1 protein-coding gene is annotated in these 1,226 nt (G+C 63.6%); it reads right to left on the reverse strand.

Annotated features, from left to right (window positions below; all coding sequences use genetic code 11):
- Positions 1-7: 7 nt before the first annotated feature.
- Positions 8-1,168, reverse strand: a complete 1,161-nt coding sequence (locus L8G49_RS20915) for an IS30 family transposase (protein ID WP_242187959.1) — start codon at positions 1,166-1,168, stop codon at positions 8-10.
- Positions 1,169-1,226 lie beyond the last annotated feature (58 nt).

Genomic DNA, 1,226 nt, shown 5'->3' on the forward strand with positions numbered 1-1,226 from the left:
GGTGGGTTCAACCGATCGACGCAACGCTCTGTGCGAACTTCTCAGCTGGCGTTTGGTACATCAAGGTTTTTCTCGGCCGCTCGTTGAGCTGTCGGGCGATCGCGCTGAGTTGGGCTTGGCTGAAGGTCGACAGATCGACGCCGTGGTGCAGATATTGGCGCAGTAGACGGTTGGTGTTCTCGTTGGTGCCCCGCTGCCATGGGCTCTGTGGATCGCAGAAGTAGACAGCGACGTCGGTCGCGAGAGTGAAGCGCCGATGGTCAGCAAGCTCCTTGCCACGATCCCACGTCAGCGACTGATAGAGTTCGTGCGGCAGTTTGCGCGCCTGCTTGATCAGGGCGGAGACGACGCTGGCTGTCTCCTTGTTCGGGACCTTGGCCAGGATCACATAGCGCGACTGGCGCTCGACCAGCGTCACGACGTGGCTGCCGCGTGCGCCCGAGATGAGATCGCCCTCCCAGTGCCCGGGCACGGCGCGGTCCTCCACCGATGCGGGTCGTTCGCTGATCGAGACCGCGTCCTTGATCTGGCCGAGCCCGTCGCGCTTCAAGCTGGCATGGCGCGAGCGCCGGATCGTGCGCTTCGCCCGCAGATGCTCGAGCAGCTCTTTCTTGAGGACGCCACGCGTCTGAATATAAAGGCTCTTGTAGATCGTCTCGTGTGACACGCGATGCTGGTCTTCGTCCGGAAAGCTATGCTTGAGCCAGCCCGCAATCTGCTCTGGCGACCATTTGCGGCGCAGCTTGCGCGATACTGTTCGTCGCAAGCCCGGGTGGCAAGCGAGCTTGCAGCGCTTCGGACGCAGCGCGCGATCCCATGCCGCCTGATCCGACAGCGTGGCACGATACCGATCAGCGCCACCGTTGCGCCCGACCTCCCGGCTGATCGTTGACGGTGCCCGGTCGAGCTGGACTGCAATGGCGCGCAGGGAACGGCCCGCGACCAGACCTCGCGATATCTCTTCGCGGTCGGCCAAGCTGAGCGCCCGACCGGATCGCTTCCGATCGGGTGGGCGGATCCCGCCCGACGGTGAGAGCACCGAGAAGATCGACGAGCTCTCCCGCTCGAAGCCGCGCCCAATCGAACTCATCGACTCGCCGCGCTGCCACCTGTCCCAGATCTCTGCCCGCTGAGCGGCCGAGTAATATATCCGACGACGCTGCTTCATCGCACCACTCCTTCTCATCATGAGAATGATGCGTTGCGACCACCCGTTGAACCCACCG

The organism is Sphingomonas sp. CARO-RG-8B-R24-01, from assembly GCF_022662295.1.
Lineage (GTDB): Bacteria > Pseudomonadota > Alphaproteobacteria > Sphingomonadales > Sphingomonadaceae > Sphingomonas.

What these genes read in the sequence shown, in the direction of transcription:
- L8G49_RS20915 (WP_242187959.1), bottom strand. Translation starts at nt 1,168, where the DNA reads ATGAAGCAGCGTCGTCGGATATATTACTCGGCCGCTCAGCGGGCAGAG.